Raw genomic sequence first — 19,574 nt, 5'->3', positions numbered from 1 at the left:
CCGGGCCGGCGCCGCCTCTACTCTCGCCTGCACCCCGAGCGAAGGAGGGCTCCCATGCGTGCCCTGGCGGCACTGGCGGCGGCGACGGCGCTGCTGCTCTCCTGCGCGGCCCCCGCCTCCGCCGACCCCGACTGGTCGTTCGCCCAGGAGAGCGAGCCGCCGCGCGCCGAGCCGGCCACCGGCGGGTACGCCCCCGGCCAGCGCGCGCTGCCCGGCCCCGCCCGCGTGGTCGCCGAACGCCGGCTCGACCCGCGCACCCTGGACCTGCTCGTCTCCTCGCCGGCCGTCGGGAAGCTCACGCCGGTCCGCCTGCTGCTGCCCCGAGGCTGGTCGCGGACGGCCGGGCGGACCTGGCCGGTGCTCTACCTGCTGCACGGCGGCGCCGACGACTACACCTCGTGGACCCGGATGACGGACGTGGCCACGTACACCGCGAACCTGGACGCCATCGTCGTCATGCCGGAGGCGGGCCGGGCGGGCAACTACTCCGACTGGCACAACGCCGGACGGGGCGGGCCGCCGAAGTGGGCGACGTTCCACACCTCGGAGGTGCGGCGGCTGCTGGAGTCCGGCTACCGGGCCGGCACCCGGCGGGCCGTCGCCGGGCTGTCGATGGGCGCGTACGGCGCGATCAAGTACGCCGCCGCCAACCCCGGCATGTTCCGCTTCGCGGGCGCGTACAGCGGCATCATGGCCACCCGGCTGCCGGGCATCCCCGCGGTCATCATGAACGCGCAGGCCAGCGAGAAGCAGGACCCGCTCGCGCTGTGGGGCGACCCGAAGCGGAACGCGAAGGTGTGGGCCGCCAACGACCCCCTGGCGCTCGCCGCCGGCCTCCGCGGCACCTCGCTCTACATCTCCAGCGGCAGCACGTCGCTGAACGGCCCGCTGGACCGGCCCGACGCCGCCTGGAACCCGGCCCACCTGGGCGAGCCGATCTCCGCCTACACGGCGCGGGCGCTGAGCGAGCGGCTGAAGAAACTCGGCATCCGGCACACGCTGCACCTGTACGGGGACGGCACGCACACCTGGCCGTACTGGACGCGCGAGTTCAAGAGGTCGTACCCGATGATCGTGCGCGCTCTGGGGCTGCGGCGGGGATGACGCGGCGGGCCATCGGCCCGCCGCGTCCTCCGCCTACGGGACGTCGAACGTCTTGCGTCCGCCCGCCCCGATCACCTCGATCCCCTTGGCGCCGAGGATGCCGTCGAGCGGCAGCGACACCGAGTAGGGCGCGGTCGCGGGCAGCCCGATGCCGCGCAGCCTGCCGACGACCTCGATCCCCCAGTATTCGGGCTGCCGGACGTACACGAGCGGCGACAGCTCGACGTGCATGGTCAGGTACGGCTTGGTGCCGTTGACGACCAGGATGAACGTGTTCGGCACGATCCCCGGCACCACCCGCGCCTCGTCGAAGTCGATCAGCCGCACGGACTGCGGCGCGGGCAGTTCGGCGAAGTCCTCCGTCATGGCGGAGCCCCCTTGCGTGAGATGGTCAACCCCCGTCGGTTACCGAAACTCTCACGCCGGCCCCGTCCGGGCAACGACTGTCGCGGGCGAGGCGGCTCAGGCGACGTGCAGGTAGACCTGGCCGAACACCTCGGACAGCCGCTTCAGGTCGGTGGCGAGGTCGACCTCGGGGTGGGCCGGGTCGTAGAAGGTGGCCAGGCGGGCGCGGAGCGAGCCGAGCTTCCCGAGCTGCTCCCACGCCGGGGTCGCGGCCCACTTGTCGCCGTAGACGCGGACTGTCTGGTTCTCGGGGTTCACCCAGCGGGTCCACAGGGTGACGGTCTCGGCGGCGTCCTCCTGGAGCGGCGCGGCGACGCGCTCGGTGAGCGCCTGGGTGACCTGCTCGGCGGTGAGCGCGGAGGTGACGGTGGCGTCCTCGACGGCGATCTGGCCGTAGGCGTCCCAGGCCCGGCCGCGGATCTGGATGGACTGGTTGCGCTGGGCCTCGGCGGCGTCGATCTTCCAGGTGGCGTACCCGCTCGCGAGGAGCACGTTGTCCAGGGCGAGCTGGTCGGCGTAGCCCTTGGTCAGCCAGGCGCCGACGCGGTCGGGGTCGAGCAGCGGGTACTTCTTGCTCATCTCGGCCTTGCAGGCGTCGTTCGCGCCGCAGCCGAGCACCGGAGCCACCGTGTGCACCGACAGCTTGCGGCCCGGCACGGCGGCGCGCAGCGCGGTCGCGGCCGTGGCGACGAACTTGTCGATCTCGTCGGCGCTGTCGAACGTCTCGTTGAAGCCGAGCTGCGAGGTGAAGCGGATGCCGACGACGCCGGGCTGCGTGGCGGCCAGCGCGGCGACCTTCTTGACGGCCTCGTCCAGCTTGCCGGCCTTGTAGTCGTCGGCCAGCTCGGTCTCGATCCAGAGGCGCAGGCCGGTCGGGGTGGCGGCGGTCGCGGCCTGGCCGGCGGCGGTCTGCTTGGCGGCGGCCTTGTCGGCGGCGCTGATCTCGCTGCCGTCGGTGTAGCACTGCTCGCCGTTCTGGCACTCGGGGGTGCCGCCGTCCTCGGCGCCCTCGACGTCCGGGTCGCCCGCGTCGTGGGCCTCGCCGTCGCCTTCGGAGTCCACGGCGCACGCGTTGGCGGGGTCGGTGCAGTCGACGCGGATGGTGCCCTGCGGGCCGGAGTCGATCATGTTCTGGCCGTCGTTGCCCAGCCAGAACCTGGCGATGTCGGCGGCCTCCTCGGGGGTGGCCATCCAGGTGCAGACGACGTACGCGGGGGTGTCCGCGGCCAGCAGGTCGTTACAGCTGCGCGGATCGTCGGCCGACCAGGCCGGCAGGCCGATCCCGAGGAACGACAAGGTGATTCCGAGGACGAGGAGCTGCCGCAGCCGCTTTCGCATGGCACCTGACTTCCTGGGGGTGATCGTGGCCATATGCACCATATCTGGCTGATCAAGGACGTTCAATGAGATCGGCTGCCGTCCGTACTCCCTTCTCGACCGTCAGTCGCTCGCCGAGTCGGGCGGCCCGCTCGCGGTGGCGGGGTGCGGCCAGCAGCCGATCGGCCAGTTCCCGCCGGTCGAGCCGGCGGATCGGCAGCGGTGGCGGGCCGGCGCCGAGTGCCGCGACCCGGCGGCCCCAGAAGGGCTGGTCGGAGAAGAACGGGCAGACCACGCTCGGCACCCCGGCCGTGAGCGCCGTCCCGGTGGTCCCGGCGCCGCCGTGGTGCACGACCGCCGCCATGCGCGGGAACACCAGGTCGTGCGCCACCTCCCCCACCGGCAGCAGGTCGTCGCCCGCCGCCACCGGCAGTCCCTGGACGACGCCGCGCAGCCCGGCCAGCCGCAGCGCGGCGACGACCTCCCCGGCCACCCGCTCCGGGCACGGCATGCTGCCGAACCCGACGAACACCGGCGGCGGGCCGGCCGCGAGGAAGTCCTCCAATTCCTCGGTGCCGCCCTTGCCCGGGAGCCGCCAGTAGCCGGTCAGGTGCACGTACCCGGGCCAGTCGCGCGGGCGCGGCACCACCAGCGGGCTGACCCCGCACAGCACCGGCACCCGCTCCCGCCGGTCGGCGGCGAACGGGCTCCCCCGCAGCGGCCCCAGCCCCAGCACCTCGGCGCGCAGCCGGTTCATCAGACGGGCGAGCACCAGCAGCCCGGCCCGCTCCACGACCGCGTACGAGGCCCGGTTCCCGAGCCGCCCCAGCGTGGCGAGCGGCACCAGCGGGTTGGGGAACTCGCCGGTCGGCTCGCTCGGCTGGAACTGCAGGATCCGGTACGGCATCCCGTGCCGCTCGCTCAGATGCCGCCCGAACGCGCCCAGCGCGGGGGCGAGCACCAGGTCCGCGCCCGCGCAGGCGGCGTCCACCTCGGCGACCAGCCTGGCGGCCAGCGGCTCGACGACCGTCCTCAGCCCGCGTACGAAGCCGAGGTGCCCGCTGTCCAGCCACGCCCGCCCCTCCTCGCCGTCCAGGACGGTCGCGGGGTCCACGCTCAGCGCGACGAACCGCACGCCGGGAGCCGCCAGGGCGGCGTAGCGGGCGGGCGCGGCGAGCACGATGTCGTGCCCGCGCCCGGCCAGTTCAAGCGCCAGCGCGGCGCACGGCTGCGTGTCCCCGCGCGACCCCAGCGCCAGCACCGCGACCCTCACGACAGCGCCCTCACGACAGAACCCTCACGACAGCGCCCGGCCCCGCGTCACTTGAGCGTTCTCAGCGCGATCAGCGCGCCCGCCAGCACCAGCCCGGCCGCCGCGAGCAGCCCGGTGGCGTACCCGGCGGCGAAGCTCGGGGCGGCCTGCACGACCGCCCCGACGGCGGCGATCCCGAACAGCCCGGACACCTCCCTGCTGACCGAGAAGACCCCGCCCGCGACCCCGGCCCGCGACGCGGGCACCGCGCCCAGCACGGCCGAGCCCAGCGGCATGGTGAGCGCCGAGCCGATCCCGATCGCGCACACGGCGGGCAGCAGCCGCCCCCATCCGTCGCCCGCCTCCAGCGTCGCCGCGACCGCCATCCCGCCCGCGACCAGCGTCAGCCCGGCCGCCACAGTGCGCCCCGCGCCCACCCGCCGCTCCAGGAGCGGAGCGAGCGGCGTGACCAGCACCACGAGCAGCGCGAGCGGTACGAACGCGAGCCCCGACCCGGTCGGCGTGAACCCGAGCACCCCTTGCAGGAAGATCGCCGTGTAGAAGAACACGCCGTTCACGCCGAGCCCCCAGAGCACCTGGGCCGCCACCCCGCCCGCGAAGGCCCGCACCGCGAACAGCCGCAGGTCCACCATCGGATCGGCGGCCCGCCGCTCGGCCACGGCGAACGCGGCCCCGCCGCCCGCGCACAGCGCCAGCGCGGCGACGACCGCCGGAGAGCCGTACCCGTGCTCGCCGCCGTGGATCAGGGCGAAGGTCCCCGACGCCAGGAACACCGCCGAGGCCAGCACGCCGGGCACGTCCAGCGCCCGCCGTACCGGCCGCGAGGCGGGCACCGCCACAGCGGCGAGCGCGACGACCGCCGCGCCCAGCGGCACGTTGACGAGGAACACCCAGCTCCAGTGGGCGTGCTGGCTCAGGTAGCCGCCGACCACCGGCCCGAGCGCGAGCGCGGCCGCCCCGGACGCCATCCAGACGGCCACGCCCGTCGAGCGCCGCCGCTCGTCGAGCACGGCGAGCACGGCGAGCGTCGCGGGCAGCACCAGCGCCGCGCCCGCCCCCTGGACGAGCCGGGCGGCCACCAGCGGCCCCACCGTCCCGGCCAGCCCGGCCGCGAACGAGGCCGCGGTGAACAGCATCAGCCCGGTCAGCAACGTCGTCCGGTGCCCCCAGACGTCGGCCAGCCGCCCGCCGGCGGGCATGAGACCGGCGAACGTCAGCAGGTAACCGGTGGCCACCCATTCCAGGGCGGCGAGGCTCGCGCCGAGGTCGCGCTGGATGCTGGGGAGCGCGACGGTGACGACGGTGTTGTCCAGGGTGGTGAGGAACCCGGCGAGGGCGACGGCGGTCAGCAGCCGGCGGCCGGTCGCCGGGCGGGTCGCGGTGCGGCCGGTCACCGGTCCACCTCCACCCAGGTCCAGCCGGTCCCGTCGGGGGTGGCCCGCACCACGCGGTCCCGTTCGCGCCCGATCCGCTCCCACCGTGGCCCGCCCTCGGCCCTGGGCCGGCCACGCCCTCCGGCCCCGGACGGGTCCTCGCGCGGGGCCGGGGGCCCCGGAGCCGCCACGGGCTCGCGCAGGGCCGGGGTGCCCGGAGCCGCCACGGGCTCACGCAGGGTCGGGTTTCCCGGAGCCGCGGCCGGCTCGCGGAACTCCACGCGCCGGTGCAGCGCGCGCAGCGGCCGGGGCAGCCACCAGTTGGCCCCGCCCATGAGCCGCATCGTCGCGGGCACCAGCAGCGCCCGCACCAGGGTCGCGTCCACCACGATGGCCACGAACAACCCCACCCCCAGCAGCTTCACGATGGTGATCCCTGCGGTCGAGAACGCCCCGATCACCACCAGCAGCAGCAGCGCCGCGCTGGTGATCACCCCGCCGGTCTGCCGCAGCCCGGCGGCCACGGCGGCGGTATTGTCCCCGGTGCGCAGCCACTCGGCCCGCACCCGCGACAGCAGGAACAGCTCGTAGTCCATCGACAGCCCGAACACCACGGCGAGGATCAGCACGGTCACGGTCGCCTCGACGGTCCCGGTGGAGGTGAAGCCCAGCACGGACGCGAGGTGCCCGTCCTGGAACGCCCACACGATCACCCCGAGCGAGGCCCCGATGGACAGCACGTTCATGAGCAGCGCCTTGACCGGCAGCACCACGGACCCGAACGCGGCGAACAGCAGCACCGCGGTCACCGACCCCACCACCAGGGCCATCCAGGGCAGCCGGGCGGCGAGGCTGTCCATGAGGTCCATCTGCGCGGCCGTGGGCCCGCCGACGACGACGCGCCGTACGTTCGGCTCCGGCGACAACGTTCTGATGGCGGTGACGAGGTGCTGCGCGTCCGCCGACATGGGGTCCACGTCGTAGCGGACGGCGAGCCGGACGGCCCCGTTGTCCTCCGACAGCCCGGCGACGTCCACGCCGGTGACGTGGGGCAGCCGGCGCAGCCGCGCGGCGAGCGGGTCGGCGTCGTCCGGCGTGACGGGGGTGACGGCGCTGATCGCCGCGTGCCCCTGGCCGAGCGGCCCCGGCCGGGCGGGCGCCTCGGTGAAGGACCGCTCGACCAGCACGTGCACGTCGATCGCGGCCATCGAGTTGCGCCCGAAGTCCCGGTCGACGATCTCGGCCACCCGGCGGCTCTCGGAGTCCGCGGGCAGCACGCGGTGGTCCACGTTGCCGAACGTGACGTGCAGGAACGGCGCGGCCAGCGCCACCAGCACGGCGGCCACGGCCACGAAGTAGAGCACCGGCCGGCGCATGACGCTGGAGGCGACGGCGTGCCACATGCCGCCGCCGCTCCCGCCGTCCCCGAGGTCGGGGGTGAGCCGGAGCGCGTTCACCCGCCGCCCGAGCACGCCGAGCGCGGCCGGCAGCACGACGAGCGCCGCGCCCATCGCGACCAGCACCACGGCCGCCGCGCCGAGCCCGATCGAGCGCAGGAACATCTGCGGGAACACCAGCAGCCCGAGCAGCGCCGTCGCCACGGTCAGCCCGGAGAAGGCGACGGTACGCCCGGCGGTGGCCATGGTCCGCACCACGGCCTGCTCGCTCGTCGCCCCGGCCGCGATCTCCTCGCGGAACGCCTTGAGCACGAACAGCGAGTAGTCCACGGCGAGCCCGAGCCCGAGCATGGTGACGACGTTGAGCGAGAAGACCGAGACCTCGGTGACCTCGGTGAGCAGCCGCAGCAGCACCAGCGCGCCGAGCACCGCGAACGCCCCCACGAGCAGCGGCAGCCCGGCCGCCACCAGGCTGCCGAACACCACGACCAGCAGCACCAGCAGCACCGGCATCGAGATGGCCTCGGCGCGGGCGAGGTCGGCGGCGGTCTGGTCGTTGAGCTCCTTCAGCAGCGGCACCGGCCCGCCGACCGAGACCTGGAGGTTCGTGGCCCGCCGCAGCCGGTCGGCGACGGCCGCGTAGCCGGCCTGCTTGTCGCCCTTGAGCGTGACCAGCGCGTACGTGGACCGCCCGTCCTTCGACACCATCAGCTTCGACCCGGTCGTCCAGTACGTCGCGAGCGCCCCCACGTGCTCGGCCGGCAGCGCCCGCAGCGCGTCGTGCACCGCCTTCTTGTATCGGGGGTCGCGGGCCTTGACGGACGGGTGGTGGTAGAGGACGACGACGTCGGGGGCGTGCGCGCCGTACCAGTCGTCGCTCCACCGGGCGGCGGTGGTGGAGTCGGCGCGCGGGTCCTCGAAGCCGCCGTCGGCCATCCGCCCGAACAGCTCCATGCCGAGCGGCGCGACGAGGAGGGCGGCCGCCAGGCTCAGCACCAGCAGCGTCCACCTGCCGCGGTAGACCAGGCGGCCCGCGCGCTCAAACAAGGGCGCCCTCCAGGTACGCCCGCAGGCAGGCGCGCCGGGCGAGCTTGCCGCTGGAGGTGCGGGGCACGGCCCCGGCCTCGGTCAGCACGAAGTCGTGCACCGCGAGGTCGTGCCCGGCACGTACGGCGGCCCGCACCGCCCGCGCGACCTCCGCCGCGTCGGCCCCCTGCCCGCGCCGGGACCGCTCGGCCACCACGACCAGCCGCTCGGTGTCCTCGCCCGGCACCGCGAAGGCCGCCACCCGGTCGCGCCGCACCGCCTCGTGCGCCTCCTGGACCGTGGCCTCGATGTCCTGCGGGTAGTGGTTGCGGCCGTCCACGATGACGAGGTCCTTGATGCGGCCGGTGACGTAGAGGCGGTCGTCGTGCCACACGCCGAGGTCGCCGGTGCGCAGCCAGCTGTCGGCGCCGAAGACCTCGGCGGTGCGGGCGGGGTCGCGCCAGTAGGCGCGGGCCACGTTCGGCCCGCGCACCCAGATCTCGCCGACGTGGCCGTCCGGCTGGTCGCCGGCGTCGCCGACGATCCTGACCCGCTGCCCGTGCGGCCGCCCGCAGGCGACCAGGTGACTGGCCGGGCCCTCGGTCCAGGGGACGGCGCGCCCCTCGCGCAGGGCGTCGCGGGAGAAGGCCGTCACGACGGGCCGCTCGTCGCGGCCGGTGGCGGCGACGAACACGGTGGCCTCGGCCAGCCCGTACGCGGGCGTGTGCGCCTCGGGCCGCAGCCCGCACCCGGCGAAGGCCGCGTCGAAGGCGGCGAACGCGCCCGGCCGGACCGGCTCGGCCCCGTTGAGCATGACCCGGACCCCGGACAGGTCGAGCCCTTCCTTGTCCTCGGGGCGGACGCGGGCGGCGGTGAACTCGTAGGCGAAGTTGGGCGCGCCGGTGAAGGCGTCGGCCTCCTCCGACAGCAGCCGCAGCCACCGTACCGGGCTCATGACGAACGCCACCGGGTCCATGAACACCGCCCGGTTCGCCCCCATGATCGGCATGGCGACGGTGGCGACCAGCCCCATGTCGTGGAAGAGCGGCAGCCAGAGCACCGCCGCCGAGACGCGGGGCCGGGCGCGGAAGACCTCCCAGAGCTGGGCGGCGTTGGCCGTGAGGTTGCCGTGCGTGATCTCGACTCCGGCGGGGGCGCGGGTCGAGCCGGAGGTGTACTGCAGGTAGGCGAGGTCGCCCGCGGCGATCGGCTCGCGCTCCCACTCGTCGGCGAGCAGATCGGAGACGGCGTCCACGACGACGACGGGCGGCTCCTCTTCAAAAAGCCGGGCCTCCCCCAGGAAGGCGTCCACACCGGGCCGCGCGGCCGTCGTGGTGAGCACGACGGCGGGGGCGGCGTCGGCGAACGCCCGCTCCAGCCGCTCGCCGTGCCCCGGCAGCCCGGGGGCGAACAGCGGGACCGCCACCAGCCTGGCGTACATCGTGCCGAGCACGGCGACCACGTAGTCCAGCCCGGACGGCGCGAGCACGGCCGCCCGGTCGCCGGGGCGGGCCAGCTCGCGCAGCCGTACCGCGAGCGCCCTGGCCTTGAGGTCGGCCCGCGCCCACGTGTACGTCCGCCGGGAGCCGTCCCCGAGGTGGTCCACGAACGTGTACGCCGGCGCGTCCGGGACCTCGCGCGCCCACCGCGCCACCCGTGTGATTAGCATCTCGTCCGGCATGCCCGCGTCCCCTTGGCTGGAGCTGGAGGGACCTAGCAAATTACGGGAGGATCGGGCCGCGATTCTTGCCAAACCCCTGCACATTCCGCGGCCCGTCTTTTTTATCGAGTGACAAGACACGGGGCCGGATGGCAGGCTTTGACCGTTTTGTAGGGGGTTCTTGGTGCACGACTACGCACGCGATCTCGGCCTGCTCCGGGATCGCCGCTTCGCGCTGCTGTTGTCCGGGCGGACCATCTCCGTCCTCGGCAGCGCCTTCGCCCCGGTGGCGCTGGCGTTCGGCGTGCTCGAACTGCCCGGGGCGAGCGCCGGAACACTGTCGATGGTCCTCGCTGCGGCCTCGGTGCCCATGATCGCGTTCATGCTGGTGGGCGGGGTCGTCGCCGACCGGCTGCCGCGCCAGCAGGTCATGATGACCGGCGAGTTCCTGGCCTCCGCCGGCTACTTCGCGATCGGCGCCATGATGCTCACCGGCTGGACGCCGATGCCCGCGCTGATGACGGCCGCGGCGCTCACCGGCATCGCCACGTCGCTCGCGCTGCCCGCGCTCACCGGGATCATCCCCGACGTCGTGCCGCCCGACCGGCTGCAGTCCGGCAACGCGCTGCTCGGCCTCGGCGCGAACGCCTCCCGCGTCGGCGGGGCGGTGCTGGGCGGCGGCACGGTGACGCTGTTCGGCGGCGGCTGGGCGCTGGTGGCCAGCGGGGCCATGTTCGGCGGGGCGGGCGTGCTCGTCGCGCTCATGCGCTTCGACCGGATCGAGCGCCCGCCGGGCGAGCGGCACTCGGTGCTGAAGGACCTGCGGGACGGCTGGCGGGAGTTCCGCAGCCGGCAGTGGCTCTGGGTGGTCGTGGCGCAGTTCTCGCTGCTGATCATGGCGTTCGAGGCGGGGCACGGCGTGCTCGGGCCGCTGCTGTTCAAGGACCACCTCGGGGGGCCGGCGGCCTGGTCGGCGTTCCTCGCGGCCGAGGCCGTCGGGATGATCGCCGGGGTGCTGGTGTCGATCCGGCTGCGCCCCCGGCGGCCGATCCTGGTGGCGGTGCTGCTGTGCCTGCCGGTGGCGCTGCCGTACCTGCTGCTCGGCAGCGACGCGCCGCTCTGGGCGGCCGTGGCCGCGGCGTTCGTGCTCGGGGTGTGCTTCGACGTCTTCGGCGTGCTCTGGCAGACCACGATGCAGCGGGAGGTGCCGCCCGAGGCGCTGTCGCGGGTCAGCTCGTACGACATGCTCGGCTCGCTCATGTTCGGGCCGCTCGGGCTGCTGCTGGCCGGAGGCGCGGCGGACGCGTTCGGGGCGGAGACGTCGCTGCTGGCCTGCGCCGCGATCATCGTGGTGTGCACGCTGGGCGCGCTGCTGGCCCCCGGCGTGCGGAACCTGCGCGCGCCGGTCGAGCCGGTCGAGCCCGTCACTCGATGATGAGCCGGACCACCACGCCCGCGCAGTTGCCCGCCACGCAGATCCGCACCGGCACCTCCGAGATGCCGGCCTTCGCCGGGACGCCGCCCACGTGCCCGTCGGGGCCGATGGAGACGCCCTCGGGCAGCCTGCCGTGGTCGGTGACGGTGAAGGTGGGGAGCACGCCAGGCGGGCCGCCGTTGATCCCGATCTCGCCGTTCAGCGGCACCCCGGCCTTGCCGGGGAAGATCAGGTCGCGCGGCGTCCAGGGGACGTTGCCGAGCACCACCAGGGTCACCCGCGTCTCCCGGCAGGACGAGCCGGAGCAGATCTGGACGGGAGCGACGTAGGTGCCGACGCGGGCGGGCTTGCCGTGGAGGCGCCCGCCCTCGTCCACGCTGACGCCGACGGCGAGGTAGGCCGGCCGGACGGAGACGCCCTTGGCGGTGGGCAGGAGCTGCTGGGCGACCTCGATGCCCTCGGTGACGTAGAAGGTGTCCTCGACCAGCTCGCCCTCGGGGCGGTGGTAGGGAGTCTCCCGGGCCATCAGCTCGACGGGCGCGATCGGCTCGGTCAGCGACGGCACCGTGGCGGACAGCCCGCACACGGCCATCCCGGCCAGCAGGAAGACCCACCTTTGCCGCACGTGCACCCCCCGGTTCCGCTGCTTCCCGTACGTACCCCCTTCGCGGCGCAGCGTCACCAGATAATGGGGAGATGGCCGCTGAATCCGTACAGACCTTGGAACGCGGGCTTCGCCTGCTGCGACTGCTCGCCGACGGCAAGGCCGGGCGCACGCCGACGGAGCTGGCGGGTGAGCTGCGGCTGAGCCGGCCGGTGGTCTACCGGCTGCTCACGGCCCTGATGGCGGAGGGGTTCGTCCGCCGTGACGCCGATGGGCGGGTGCATCTGGGGTTCGGGGTGCTGGTGCTGGCGCAGGCGGTGCAGCCGCTGCTGCGGGCGGCGGCGGTGCCGACCCTGCGGCGGCTGGCCGAGGAGGTGGGCGCGACCGCGCACCTGACCGTGGCCGAGGGGGACGACGGCCTCGCCGTGGCGGTGGTGGAGCCGTCGTGGACCGACATGCACGTGGCCTACCGGGAGGGCTCCCGGCATCCGCTGACCAGGGGCGCGGCGGGGCAGGCGATCCTGGCGCTGCGCGAGGGGCGCGGCGACTACTTCGTCTCTGAGGGGCAGTTGCAGGAAGGAGCCCGGGGCGTCGCCGCGCCGGTGACCGGGCTGCCGTGGCTGGAGGCGTCGGTGGGGGTGGTGACGTTCGGGCCTCTGGACGAGCGCGCGGGGGCGCGCGTGGTGGCGGCGGCGGCCGAGCTGTCGGCCGCGCTGGGTTGACATCCTCGGGCACATGACGGACGGTTAGTACACATAGAGGACACTTGCGTCCGATAACAGGACAGCTTGGGAGGGGCCGGTATGCCGTACTACCGGGTCGTGGGAGAGGTGCCGCGCAAGCGGCACGTGCAGTTCAGGCGGCCGGACGGCGGGCTCTACGCCGAGGAGCTGATGGGCGAGGAGGGCTTCTCGTCCGACTCCTCGCTGCTCTACCACCGCCACCTGCCGACCGCGATCGTCAAGGCCGAGGCCGTCGAGCCGGTCGCCGGGACGCGACTGGAGCCCAACCTGCCGCTGTCGCCGCGCCACTTCCGCACCCAGGAGCTGGGCAGCGCGGGCGACCTGGTGGGCGGGCGCATGCTGCTGGCGGGCAACGGCGACGTCCGCTTGTCGTACGCGACCAGCGACCGCCCGAGCGAGCTCTACCGCAACTCCATGGGCGACGAGTGCGTCTACGTCCAGCGCGGCCGGGTGCGCTTCGAGTCCACCTACGGCGTGATCGAGGCCGGCGAGGGCGACTACGTCGTCATCCCGACCGGCACCATCCACCGCTGGGTGCCGGACGGCCAGGTCAACGTGCTGGCCATCGAGGCGTCCGGGCACATCAGGCCGCCCAAGCGCTATCTGTCGCAGTACGGCCAGTTCCTGGAGCACGCGCCCTACTGCGAGCGCGACCTGCGCGCCCCCTCCGAGCCGCTGCTCGCCGAGGGCGAGGAGGTGCCGGTGCTGGTGCGCACGCGCGGCGGACTGACCCGGCTGGTCTACCGCGACCACCCGTTCGACGTGGTGGGCTGGGACGGCTGCCTCTACCCGTACGCGTTCAACATCGAGGACTTCGAGCCGGTGGTGAAGAAGACGCACGCGCCGCCGCCGGTGCACCAGACGTTCGAGGGGCCGGGGTTCGTGGTGTGCTCGTTCTGCCCCCGGCCGCTGGACTTCCACCCCGAGGCCGTGCCGATCCCGTACAACCACCACAACGTGGACTCCGACGAGTTCATGTTCTACGTGGGCGGCGACTACTCGGCCCGCAGGGGCTCGGGCATCGACGTCGGCTCGGTGTCGCTGCACCCGGCCGGTTTCACGCACGGGCCGCAGCCCGGCGCGGTCGAGGCGGTCGTCGAGGCGGTGGCGAACGGCGTGACGACCACCAGCGAGATGGCCGTCATGGTCGACACCTTCCGCCCGCTCGACCTCGGCCCGGCCGCCCTGTCCTGCGAGAACTCCGGCTACGCCTGGACGTGGGCCCGATGAGCGCCACCCTGTACGCCGCGCTCGTGGACGACGCCGGGCTGTTCCCGCCGACGTCCCTGCACATGGAGGAGGCGCTCGCCCGCAACCGGCGCGACCTGGAGAGCGGCAACCCGGTGCTCACCAACCGCTTCCTGTGCCCGGCCGGCCGTCTCGACCGGCTGCGCGGCCAGGACTTCCGGCCGGAGCGCATCGGGCTGATCCTCGACACCGAGGAGCTGCCCGACTTCGGCGACCTGCCGATCGACCTGGTCGAGACGCCGCTGCCGGAGGGCGAGACCGTCGAGGCGCTCGCCGCGCGGCTCCGGCTGCCCCTGGGGGTCCGGCTGTTCGCCGAGGTCCAGCCGCGCAAGCTGGCGATCGACGTGCCCGAGGGCACGGGGCTCAAGGTGCGCTGCGGCGGGCTGACGGCCGACGCGTTCCCGGCGGTGGAGCCGCTGGCGGCGTTCGTCAGGTCGTGCGTGGACCACGGAGTGCCGTTCAAGGCCACCGCGGGGCTGCACCACGCGGTGCGGCACTTCGACCCCTCGCTCGGCGTGGACCGGCACGGGTTCCTCAACCTGCTGCTGGCCGTCTGCGAGGCCGTGCAGGGGCGCGATCCCGCGCACGCCCTGCGCATGACCGACGTGGGGCAGCTCGTGCGGATGGCGCGGGCGGTGCCCGAGGAGATCGCGGCGCGGGCGCGGCGGCTGCTGGTGAGCTACGGCTCCTGCGCCACCCACACGCCTTTGGAGGACCTGCGTACGCTGGGCCTGATCGAGGAGGATCAGTGAGCTGGGGCATCGACAACCTGCCGTACGGCGTCTTCTCCCTGCCGGGGCAGGAGCCCCGCGTCGGGGTGCGCTACGGCGACAGGGTGCTCGACCTGACCGCCGCGCTGCACGACGAGGTGTTCGCCGCGCCGTCGCTCAACCCGTTCATGGCGCGGGGCCGCGCGGCCTGGCGGGACACCCGGGCGCTCATCCAGGAGAAGCTGACGAGCGACCTGTCGGTCGTCGAGCGCCACCTGGTCCCCCTGGCGCAGGTCGAGCTGCACATGCCCGTCGAGGTGGCCGACTACGTCGACTTCTACTGCTCGCTGGAGCACGCGAGCAACGTCGGGCGGATGTTCCGGCCGGACGACGAGCCGCTGATGCCCAACTGGCGGCACCTGCCGGTCGGCTACCACGGCAGGTCGGGCACGGTCGTGGTGTCCGGCACGCCGGTGCGCCGGCCTCAGGGGCAGCTCGGCGCGGGCCGGTTCGGGCCGTGCGGGAAGCTGGACGTCGAGGCCGAGCTGGGGTTCGTGGTCGGGGTGCCGACGGAGATGGGCACGCCGGCCGGCGAGTTCGAGGACCACGTGTTCGGGGTGACGCTGGTCAACGACTGGAGCGCGCGCGACATCCAGTCGTGGGAGTACCGCCCGCTCGGGCCGTTCCTGGCCAAGTCGTTCGCCACGTCGGTCTCGCCGTGGGTGACGCCGCTGGAGGCGCTGCCCCGGATCCCGGGGCGGGCGCAGGACCCCGAGCCGCTGCCCTACCTGCGCAGGAAGGCGGACTGGGGGCTGGACATCGCGGTCGAGATCCTGCTCAACGGCGAGGTCGTGGCCCGGCCCCCTTACGCGGAGATGTACTGGACGCCCGACCAGATGCTCGCGCACCTGACCGTGAACGGTGCGTCGCTGCGCACCGGCGACCTGTTCGCCAGCGGCACGATCTCGGGTCCCGAGCGCGGCCAGCGCGGCTCGTTCATCGAGCTGACCTGGAACGGCGCCGACCCGATCAAGCTCGGCAGCGGCGAGACGCGCACGTTCCTGGAGGACGGCGACACGGTGACGATCAGGGCGACGGCCGGCGACGTGACCTTGGGGGAGGTTTCCGGAACTGTCGTACAGGCCCTGAATGTCACTCAAGGTGCTTGACCGGTGGCTCCCCGCTAATCTTGGGGGACCCCTTCTCCCGGACAGCAGGAGTCATCTCTCATGCGGCGTGCCGCGACGCTTCGTGTCGCCTTCCTCCTGGTCTGCGCCATGGCGGCGGTGTCCGTGGCGTGCGGCTGCGGGCCGGTCACCGCGGAGACGCCCGCCGCCCCGCCGGTCGTGAAGATCGCGCCGGCCCTCGACAGCGTCCGCGCCCGGCCGGGGCGCGGCCTGGTGATCAGGGCGACGGGCGGCACGCTGAGCGAGGTGGCGGCGCTCACCGGCGGCGAGCCGGTGCCCGGCCGGCTCGACGCCGAGCGCCGCGTCTGGCGCTCCGACTGGACGCTGAAGCCCGGCGCCGAATACACCGTGGCCGCCACCGCCACCTCGCCGGGCGGCCCCGCCACCGTGCTGGCCGGCCGTTTCCGCACCCGCCCCGCCCAGGAGACCTTCGGGCTCGCGGCCACCGCGCCGCTGCCCGGCGAGACGGTCGGCGTCGGCATGCCGGTCATCCTCGACTTCGACCGCCCGATCGAGGACAAGGCGGCCGTCGAGCGGGCCCTTGAGGTCAGGTCCGGGCATCCCGCCGAGGGCGCCTGGCACTGGGCCGGCGACACCCGCGTCATCTACCGCACGCGCCGCTTCTGGACGCCCAGGCAGCGGGTCACCGTCACCGCGCACCTGGCAGGGGTGCGCGCGGCCGACGGCATGCACGGAGCCGTCGACTCCACCTTCGCCTTCACCGTCGGCCGCGCCCAGACCAGCGTGGTCGACACCCGCACCCACCGGATGACGGTCGAACGCGACGGCCGCACCGCCCAGCGCATGGCGATCAGCGCCGGCATGGCCACCACCCGCGAATACACCACGACCAGCGGCGTGCACCTCACCATGGACAAGGGCGACCCGGTCCGCATGATCTCCCCCGGCCGCGAGAAGGGCGATCCCGGCTTCTACGACCTGCTCATCGAGCACGCCGTACGCATCTCCGACAGCGGCGAGTACATCCACGCCAAGGACAACGTGTGGGCCCAGGGCCGCCGCAACGTCAGCCACGGCTGCGTCAACGCCCGCCCCGACCAGGCCGCCTGGTTCTACGCGAGCTCGCTGCGCGGCGATCCCGTCACGATCACCGGCACCGGGCGCGAGCTCGCGTGGGACAACGGGTGGGGTTTCTGGCAGCTCACCTGGGAGAGGTGGATCGAGGGGAGCGCCCTGCGGGCCGCCGACGCCGCAGGTGAGAGGGTGCCGCCGGGGTTGACTCCGGGGCTAGGTTAGAAGAGGGGGGAACCACCCGCGGCACGGGCCCGTTGTTCTTACAGGAGGGCCGGACATGGATGAATGGGTCATCTGGGTAATCCTCGCAGTCGTCCTCGGCGTGGCGGAGCTTTTCACCTTCACGGCGGCTCTCGGGCTGCTCGGCGCGGCGGCCCTCCTCACCGCCGCGACCGCGGCCATCGGCCTGCCCGTCCCGCTGCAGTTAATATTCTTCGCCGCCGCCTCCGCGGCCGGTCTCCTGGTCGTCAGGCCGCTCGCCCTGCGGCACATCAAGCAGCCGCAGCTCCAGCGGTTCGGCGTGGAAGCCCTCGTCGGCAAGCCTGCGTACACGGTCTCGGAGGTCACCGGGCGTGAGGGGCGGATCCGCGTCGGGGGCGAGGAGTGGTCGGCGCGTGCCTACGACGAGACACTCGTGATCCCCGCGGGCGCGACCGTAGACATCATCGAGATCGAGGGCGCGACCGCCCTCGTATATCCCCGGGAGTAGGCATGGATCCGCTCTTGATGGTCGGCATCTTCGTCATCCTGTTCGCCGTCTTCACCGTGCTCAGAGCCGTACGGATCGTGCCGCAGGCCCGGGCCCGCAACGTCGAGCGGCTCGGCCGTTACCACCGCACGCTCAAACCCGGGCTCAACTTCGTCATCCCGTACATCGACCGCGTCTACGCCATGATCGATCTGCGGGAGCAGGTCGTCTCGTTCCGCCCGCAGCCGGTCATCACCGAGGACAACCTGGTCGTCGAGATCGACACGGTGCTCTACTTCCAGGTCACCGACCCGCGGGCGGCGGCGTACGAGATCGCCAACTACATCCAGGCCGTCGAGCAGCTCACCGTCACCACGCTGCGCAACGTCGTCGGCTCGATGGACCTGGAGAAGACGCTGACCTCCCGCGACACCATCAACAGCCAGTTGCGCGGGGTGCTCGACGAGGCCACCGGCAAGTGGGGCATCCGCGTCAACCGCGTCGAGATCAAGGCGATCGATCCGCCCAAGACCATCAAGGACGCGATGGAGAAGCAGATGCGGGCCGAGCGCGACAAGCGGGCCGCGATCCTGACCGCCGAGGGCCAGCGCCAGTCGCAAATCCTCACGGCCGAGGGCGACAAGCAGAGCCGCATCCTGCGCGCCGAGGGCACCAGGGCCGCGGCGATCCTGGAGGCCGAGGGCCAGTCGCGCGCCATCGACCAGGTCTTCCAGGCCGTGCACCGCAACGACCCCGACCCCAAGCTGCTCGCCTACCAGTACCTCCAGGTGCTGCCGCAGCTCGCCCAGGGTCAGGGCAACACGTTCTGGGTGATCCCGAGCGAGGTCACCTCGGCGCTGACGGGCGTGTCGAAGGCGTTCACCGAGGCGCTGCCGCGTTCGGCGGCCACCCGCGAGGAGGTGGCTCCGGAGCACTCGGCGGCCGACGAGGACGCCGCCCGCGCGGCGGAGGCCGCGGCCGAGGCCGTCGCCGACGCCCAGGAGGCCGACCCCAAGGGCCCGCGCCAGCTCACCCAGGCCATGCAGGAGCCGTCCCCCTTCCCCGACCTCGACCCGCAGCCCAAGGAGGCCGAGCGCTGAGCCCCTGGCGCACCGGCCCGGTCCCCTCGCGGGGCCGGGCCGTCGTGGTTCACGCCTGCCCGCCCGCGAAGTACGCGGCCAGGTCCGGATCGAGCGGCGGCACGTCGTACGGCATGCCGCCGTCGCGCAGCGACATCGTCGCCATGTAGCCGGCCGCCACGCTCATCCGCGCCGCCACCGGCGAGGTGTCGGTGGCCCCGCCCTCCTGGACGAACCTGCGGAACTCGCCGATGATCTCGGCGTCCGCCCCGCCGTGCGACCCCTCGGCCAGCGGCACCTTGTACGCGATGTCGCAGTCGTCCCGGTAGCCGGTCGGCCCGGTGTTCCAGACCTTGACCGTGTCGCCGGGCCCGTCGCCGAAGTTCTCCAGCCGCCCCTCGGTGCCGATGACGGTGTAGTTGCGCACGTAGTCGGGCGAGAAGTGGCACTGCTGGTAGGCGGCGATGACGCCGTTGTCCAGGCGCATGTTCATCACGGAGACGTCCTCGACGTCCACGACGTGGTGCAGGTCGCGGCGGGCGGTGGGCGGCCACTCGTACGTGCGCAGCCAGTCGTCCGGACGCGGGGTGCCGGGGGCGCGGCGCGGCAGGTCGCCGTAGACCATGAGGTCGCCGAGCGCGTTGACCCGGGTGGTGTAGCCGCCGGCCAGCCAGTGGATCACGTCGAGGTCGTGGGCGGCCTTCTGCAGCAGCAGGCCGGTGGTGCGGGTGCGGTCGGCGTGCCAGTCCTTGAAGTAGTAGTCGCCGCCGTAGCCGACGAAGTGCCGCACCCACACGGTCTTGGGCTCGCCGATGACGCCCTTGCGGATGATGTCGCGCATCAGCCGGACCACGCCCATGTGGCGCATGTTGTGGCCGACGTACAGGCGGGTGCCGGTGCGGCGGGCGGCGCGCAGGACGGCGTCGCAGCCCTCCACGGTGATCGCCATCGGCTTCTCCAGGTAGACGGCCTTGCCGGCCTCCAGGCAGTCGATGGCGATGCGCTCGTGGGTGTCGTCGGGGGTGTTGACGATGACGGCGTCGAGGTCGGGCCGGTCGAGGAGCGCGCGGTAGTCCTCGGTGAGGAAGCCGGCCTCGAAGCGGGCCGACTGGCTCTTGAGCACCGCGGGGTCGGAGTCGCAGAGCGCGGCCACGACCGATCCGCCGCCGGGACGGTGCGCGTGCAGCGCGAGGCTCGTCCGCAGGCCGAGACCGATGACTCCGATGCGCAGGTCTTTCACACGAGTCCTTCCACGTTCGAGCGTTGTGTGACCTGCAGGCTAGCGGTCAA

Annotated in this window: 17 protein-coding genes; 9 read left to right on the top strand and 8 right to left on the bottom strand. The window is 73.5% G+C overall.

Annotation, left to right across the window (positions count from 1 at the left end):
• Positions 1-54 precede the first annotated feature (54 nt).
• Positions 55-1,104, top strand: a complete 1,050-nt coding sequence (locus ACBR40_RS19805; RefSeq protein WP_371249665.1) for an alpha/beta hydrolase — start codon at positions 55-57, stop codon at positions 1,102-1,104.
• A 33-nt stretch (positions 1,105-1,137) separates the two neighbouring features.
• Here the strand turns inward: ACBR40_RS19805 and ACBR40_RS19800 are convergent, their stop codons facing one another.
• The 6 genes from ACBR40_RS19800 to ACBR40_RS19775 all read right to left on the bottom strand — a co-directional run bounded on the left by ACBR40_RS19800 (position 1,138) and on the right by ACBR40_RS19775 (position 9,564).
• Positions 1,138-1,470, bottom strand: a complete 333-nt coding sequence (locus ACBR40_RS19800; protein ID WP_371249664.1) for a hypothetical protein — start codon at positions 1,468-1,470, stop codon at positions 1,138-1,140.
• 96 nt (positions 1,471-1,566) lie between these two features.
• A complete protein-coding gene (locus ACBR40_RS19795) occupies positions 1,567-2,847 on the bottom strand; it encodes a hypothetical protein (protein WP_371249663.1) in 1,281 nt (426 codons plus the stop codon).
• Between the two features lie 52 nt (positions 2,848-2,899).
• Positions 2,900-4,099, bottom strand: a complete 1,200-nt coding sequence (locus ACBR40_RS19790) for a glycosyltransferase (protein ID WP_371249662.1) — start codon at positions 4,097-4,099, stop codon at positions 2,900-2,902.
• 47 nt (positions 4,100-4,146) lie between these two features.
• A complete protein-coding gene (locus ACBR40_RS19785) occupies positions 4,147-5,493 on the bottom strand; it encodes an MFS transporter (protein WP_371249661.1) in 1,347 nt (448 codons plus the stop codon).
• On the bottom strand, positions 5,490-7,916 hold the full coding sequence (locus ACBR40_RS19780) for an MMPL family transporter (protein WP_371249660.1): 2,427 nt from the start codon (positions 7,914-7,916) through the stop codon (positions 5,490-5,492). Before ACBR40_RS19780 ends, ACBR40_RS19785 begins: the two co-directional genes overlap by 4 nt.
• On the bottom strand, positions 7,909-9,564 hold the full coding sequence (locus ACBR40_RS19775; RefSeq protein ID WP_371249659.1) for a fatty acyl-AMP ligase: 1,656 nt from the start codon (positions 9,562-9,564) through the stop codon (positions 7,909-7,911). Before ACBR40_RS19775 ends, ACBR40_RS19780 begins: the two co-directional genes overlap by 8 nt.
• A gap of 175 nt (positions 9,565-9,739) precedes the next feature.
• Between ACBR40_RS19775 and ACBR40_RS19770 the strand changes: the two genes are divergently transcribed.
• Positions 9,740-10,990, top strand: a complete 1,251-nt coding sequence (locus ACBR40_RS19770; RefSeq protein ID WP_371249658.1) for an MFS transporter — start codon at positions 9,740-9,742, stop codon at positions 10,988-10,990.
• Here ACBR40_RS19770 and ACBR40_RS19765 read toward each other — a convergent pair.
• Positions 10,980-11,615 (bottom strand): hypothetical protein, encoded by a 636-nt coding sequence (locus tag ACBR40_RS19765; RefSeq protein WP_344211548.1) that lies wholly within the window; start codon positions 11,613-11,615, stop codon positions 10,980-10,982. The two genes, ACBR40_RS19770 and ACBR40_RS19765, sit on opposite strands and share 11 nt — an antisense overlap.
• Positions 11,616-11,686: 71 nt before the next feature.
• Between ACBR40_RS19765 and ACBR40_RS19760 the strand changes: the two genes are divergently transcribed.
• From ACBR40_RS19760 to ACBR40_RS19730, 7 genes are all read left to right on the top strand, one after another.
• Positions 11,687-12,316, top strand: coding sequence for a helix-turn-helix domain-containing protein (locus tag ACBR40_RS19760; RefSeq protein WP_344211550.1), 630 nt, complete (start codon positions 11,687-11,689; stop codon positions 12,314-12,316).
• 81 nt (positions 12,317-12,397) lie between these two features.
• Positions 12,398-13,567: a homogentisate 1,2-dioxygenase gene (locus ACBR40_RS19755; protein ID WP_371249657.1), complete on the top strand. Its 1,170-nt coding sequence runs from the start codon at positions 12,398-12,400 to the stop codon at positions 13,565-13,567.
• Positions 13,564-14,337: a hypothetical protein gene (locus ACBR40_RS19750; RefSeq protein WP_371249656.1), complete on the top strand. Its 774-nt coding sequence runs from the start codon at positions 13,564-13,566 to the stop codon at positions 14,335-14,337. Before ACBR40_RS19755 ends, ACBR40_RS19750 begins: the two co-directional genes overlap by 4 nt.
• Positions 14,334-15,464, top strand: coding sequence for a fumarylacetoacetase (fahA, locus tag ACBR40_RS19745; protein ID WP_344211556.1), 1,131 nt, complete (start codon positions 14,334-14,336; stop codon positions 15,462-15,464). The genes ACBR40_RS19750 and fahA overlap by 4 nt, the downstream gene beginning before the upstream one ends.
• 60 nt (positions 15,465-15,524) lie before the next feature.
• Entirely contained in the window at positions 15,525-16,739 is a 1,215-nt protein-coding gene (locus ACBR40_RS19740; protein WP_371249655.1) for an Ig-like domain-containing protein, read from the top strand.
• Positions 16,740-16,794: 55 nt separating this feature from the next.
• Positions 16,795-17,226 (top strand): NfeD family protein, encoded by a 432-nt coding sequence (locus ACBR40_RS19735; RefSeq protein WP_344211560.1) that lies wholly within the window; start codon positions 16,795-16,797, stop codon positions 17,224-17,226.
• Between the two features lie 2 nt (positions 17,227-17,228).
• Positions 17,229-18,305, top strand: coding sequence for an SPFH domain-containing protein (locus ACBR40_RS19730; RefSeq protein ID WP_344211562.1), 1,077 nt, complete (start codon positions 17,229-17,231; stop codon positions 18,303-18,305).
• A gap of 49 nt (positions 18,306-18,354) precedes the next feature.
• On the opposite strand, the gene ACBR40_RS19725 is transcribed toward ACBR40_RS19730, so the two are convergent.
• The gene (locus ACBR40_RS19725) at positions 18,355-19,524 is read right to left on the bottom strand and encodes a Gfo/Idh/MocA family oxidoreductase (protein ID WP_344211564.1); all 1,170 of its coding nucleotides are present in this window, start codon (positions 19,522-19,524) and stop codon (positions 18,355-18,357) included.
• Positions 19,525-19,574 lie beyond the last annotated feature (50 nt).

The organism is Nonomuraea sp. AD125B (assembly GCF_041402765.1).
Lineage (GTDB): Bacteria > Actinomycetota > Actinomycetes > Streptosporangiales > Streptosporangiaceae > Nonomuraea > Nonomuraea bangladeshensis.
The sequence above is the reverse complement of the archived record's forward strand: the minus strand, read 5'-3'. Positions and strand labels throughout refer to the sequence as shown.